This window comes from Kitasatospora sp. NPDC056783 (genome assembly GCF_042789895.1).
In the GTDB taxonomy this organism is placed as follows: Bacteria; Actinomycetota; Actinomycetes; order Streptomycetales; family Streptomycetaceae; genus Kitasatospora.
Genome location: NZ_JBHUAF010000543.1, coordinates 1 through 4,288, shown reverse-complemented (window position 1 = coordinate 4,288; position 4,288 = coordinate 1). Strand labels below are relative to the sequence as shown.

The following is a 4,288-nucleotide window of genomic DNA, read 5'->3' as shown; positions in this document are numbered from 1 at the left end:
CGCCCTGGACGCCCTGGCCGACCTGACCACCCTGCCCGCCCTGGCCGCGGCCCTGGCCGGACTGGTAGGGCGGCGGGGCCACCGGCGGGCGCTGGGCGTAGCCGGGCGGGGGCGGGGACTGGCGGTAGCCGCCGGGCTGCTGCTGCGGCCCGGGCCGGCCGGCCGGGGCGCCCTGGCCGTGCTGGCCGCGGCCCTGGCCGGCCTGGAAGGGCGGCGGGGCGACCTGCGGCTCCGGGTGGTCCGGGTAGTCCTCCGGGCCGAAGTAGCCGACCTGGGTCTGCTGGTTGCGGTCCCGGGCCGCGCGCAGCTGGGTCTGCCACGGGTGCGGCGTCTCCTCCTGCGGCGCGGGCGGCCCGGCGGGCGGCGGCGGCACGGCGACGGGCGGCATCACCCGGGTGCGGTCCGCGGCACCCGGCGGGGACGGGGGCGGAGTCTGGGTGCCCATCACCCGGGTGGCCGCGGCCGGGTCGTACTGCGGCCCGCCGGGGGTGGCCGGCGGCAACACCTGGGTGCGGTCCTCGGTGCCCGGGGCCGCCGCGGGCGGGGGCAGGGCGGAGGGGACGGCGGTCGGCTGCGGGTCCGGCAGCAGCAGGGCGCCGACCGCCAGCGCCTCGTCCACCGCCGCCGGGGAGGCGTGCACCCCGACGCCGGCCGCGACCACCCGCAGGGCGCGGGCCAGCGAGGTGGCGCCCGGCCGCTGGGCCGGGTCCTTGCGCAGGCAGCGCTCGATCACCGTCCAGAGCGGCTCGGGCATGGTGCTGGGCCGCTGCGGCTCCTGGGCCAGGTGCGCGTGGAGGAGGGCGATCGCGCTGTCGCCCTCGAACGGCTGGCGGCCGGTGACGAGCTCGTACAGCATGATCCCGGCGCCGTACACGTCCACCGCGGAGGTCTGCGGGCGGCCCTCGGCGGACTCCGGCGCGACATAGGCGGGGGTGCCGACGAACTCGTGGGTGCGGGTGACGCCCGGGGAGTCGGCGAGGCGGGCGATGCCGAAGTCGGTGAGCAGCGGGTGCATCCGCTCGGCGCCGTCCACCACGGTGGAGGCGAGCATCACGTTGGCCGGCTTGAGGTCGCGGTGGACGATCCCGTCCGCGTGGCTGGCCGCCAGCGCGTCCGCGACCTGGGCCATCAGCAGGGAACCCGCGATCGGGCTGAACGGGCCGTTGGCGCGCAGGTAGCGGGCCAGGTCGGGGCCGTCCACCAGGTCCATCACGAGGGCCAGCAGCTCGCCCTCGACGACCAGGTCGCGGACCCGGACGATGTTGGGGTGGGACAGCCTCAGCAGCAGCGAGCGCTCGCGCAGGAAGCGCATCACGACGTCGGGGTCGACGGCCAGTTCCTCGCGCAGCACCTTGATCGCCACCCGCTGCCCGGGCTCGAAGCCCGGCACCCGGACGTCCTCGCGCACCACACCGCGCCAGACGGTGCCGGTCGCACCCCGCCCGAGGGTCTCATCCAGCAGATACTTGCTGCCGACTGGCCGCACCTGTCGCACTCCTCGCCGTGCCGCCCGCGCGGGGCGCTCCTCCGCCGGTGCGGTGAGCCTGCCGGGCCCGTGTCTGCGGCCACTCTAACGGTGTCCGTTCGGGTTTTCGGGGGACTGGCGGGCCATCCGAGCAGGGTTGGGGGACATCCCCTAGGGGAGTCCCGGGAGGCGGTGGCCGGGCCTCGTCGCGGGCCGGCCCACCGGCTTCCGGACGGGCGGTTGACCTGACTCCCCGTCGCCCCCAACATGGCGATGATCGCAAGATCGTCAAATCCGGTACGGTGCGCGGACCGTCCGTGACGGATGGCAGGATGGACACTCGCCACTCGTGTGGCCCAACGGTGCCCCGGCACCGGACAGCGGCACCAGGCTTCACATCAGCAGAAGGGACCCGCGGGCGAGATGCAGATCCGGCTGACCGTCCTCCGACCGCGCAGCGGCCCGTCCGCCGCCGGCTCCGCCATTCCCTACGTGGACGTGCTGGTCACCGCGCCCGTCGGCACCGCACTCGGCGCCATCGCGGGCGCGCTCGCCGGCGCCGTGGGCGTGCGCGGTCCACGGGCCGCCACCCATGTGCACCTGTACGCCGGGGCGCACCGGGTCGACGAACACACCCTGATCGGCCACCCCCCGCTGCTCGACGGTGCCGTCCTCAGCCTGAACGAGCCCGACCCGACCGCCGACGACCCCGACGACGCCCCCGCCGCCGCCGAACTGCGCGTGGTCGGCGGCCCCGACGCCGGCGGCGTGCACCGGCTGCACGGCCGGGAGATCCGGATCGGCCGCTCCGCCGAGGCCGACGTCCCGCTCGACGACCCGGACGTCTCCCGGCTGCACCTCTCCCTGCACCTCACCGAGGACGGCCGGGTCACCGTCCGCGACCTCGGCTCCACCAACGGCACCACCCTGGACGGCCGGCTCGTCCCGCCCTGCCCGCCCGAGGCCGCCGTCCCGCTGGAGCCCGGCGCGGTGCTGCGCATCGGCGAATCCGCCGTACAGCTCTTCGAACCGGTCGCGGAGCCGCCCCGCGCCGCCCTGCCGGACGGCCACGGCCACCTCCAGCTCGCCGCCCCCGGCCCGGCCCGGCCCGCGCCGCCCGTGGTCGAACCGCCCGCCGCCCCCGAACCCGCGCCCGGCCGCGGCCGCGGCCTGTTCTCCCTGCTGCCCGGCCGCGCCGCCGAACCGGCCGGCCAGGAGAGCGCCGAGCGCCACCACGCCGCCGTACGGCTGCGCCAGACCGCCAACCAGCGCGAACGCTGGCCCGACCTCGCCACCCTGCTGCTCAACGCCGTCGGCCCCGGCCCCCGGCTCTGGGAGCGCGGACCCGGCCACCCCGACGCGCTCACCCTGCGGCTCGGCACCGCCGACCGCCCCGGCGGCCCCGGCACCACACCCGGCACCATGCTGCCCTCCGTCCCGGTCACCCTCGACCTCCAGACCGCCGGCAGCCTCGGCCTCAGCGGCCCCCGCGAACGTCTCGACGCGCTCACCCGCGCCGTCGTCGCCCAGTTCGCCGCGCTGCACCCGCCGACCGGGCTCAGCCTGGTCGTGGTCGACGCCGACCCGGCCCGCGCCGTCGAGGACCGCGTCGACACCTGGGCCTGGGCCCTGTGGCTGCCCCACCTGCGCCCGGTCGACGGCCAGGACTGCCGGCTGCTGATCGGCCTCGACGACGAACAGGCCACCGCCCGGCTGGCCGAGCTCACCGCCCGGCTCAGCGGCCCGAGCGGCCTCACCGGCCACCCCGCCACCGTGGTCGTGGTGGACGGACGCCCGGCCACCGAGGCCGCCCGGCAGGCGCTCGACCTGCTGCTGCGCCAGGGCCCGGCGGTCGGCATCTTCCCGATCTGCCTCGCCGAACAGCCCGAGCTGCTCCCCCGGGGCCTCGGCGCCACCGCCCTGATCACCGGCGAGGTCGGCACCCAGCTCTCGCTGAACCGCCCGGTCGCCCGCGGCCGGGAGACCCTGCACGAGGTCTCGCTGGACGCCGTCTCCGACGCCTGGGCCGAACGGCTGTCCCGCGTCCTCGCCCCGCTGCGCGAAGCCGCCCCGGCCTCCCGCGGCCCGCTGCCCGACGCGCTGCGGCTGCTCGACCTGCTCCAGCTCGACACCGTCACCCCGGCCAAGCTGTCCGCCCGTTGGGAGGCCCACGCCGGCGGCATCGGCGCCGCCACCGCGCTGCTCGGCACCACCCGGGACGAGCTCTGCACGCTCGACCTGGCCGACCCGGAGCTCACCCTCCCCTCCCCCGACCCGGGCGGCCCGCACCTGCTCATCGGCGGCGCCCGAGGCTCCGGCAAGACCGAGCTGCTGCGCACCCTGGTCGCCTCGCTCGCCGTCTCCGAACGGCCCGAGCGCCTGGCCGTCACGATCATCGAGGGCCGGGCCACCGAGGACGGACTCGACGGCTGCACCGAGCTGCCGCACGTCACCGGCCGGGTCAACGCCGCCGCCGAACCGCGCGCCGCACTGCTCGCGGCCGAGGCGCTGGAGGACGAACTCGCCCTGCGGGAGCGGCTGTTCGACGGCCTGGACTTCGCCTCCTGGCACGCCGCGCGCATCCTGGACGGGCAGGGCCTGGACGAGCCGGGCTACGACGGACACCGCCTGGACGAACAGGCCCTGGACAGCCGGAGCGTGGGCGCCGTACCGGTACCCGCCACCGTGGGCGCCGCGGCGCCGATCCCGGCCCCCCGGGTCATCCCGCCGCGCGGCGCCGAGGCCCCCCGCCCGGGCGGCGCGGCCCGGCCGGCCCCCGCCCGCGGGGGCGGGGGCGGCGACGGCGCCGCCGCGCGGCGGTCG

General features: G+C 77.9%; 2 protein-coding genes. One reads left to right on the top strand and one right to left on the bottom strand.

Annotated elements, in window-relative coordinates:
• Nucleotides 1-1,486, bottom strand: a 1,486-nt coding sequence (locus ACFRMQ_RS38735; RefSeq protein WP_380735590.1) for a protein kinase, incomplete at its 3' end; no start/stop codon positions are given.
• Nucleotides 1,487-1,888: 402 nt separating this feature from the next.
• On the opposite strand from ACFRMQ_RS38735, the gene ACFRMQ_RS38730 reads away from it, so the two are divergent.
• Nucleotides 1,889-4,288 (top strand): FHA domain-containing protein (locus ACFRMQ_RS38730; RefSeq protein WP_380735589.1); only part of this gene is annotated, 2,400 nt, incomplete at its 3' end.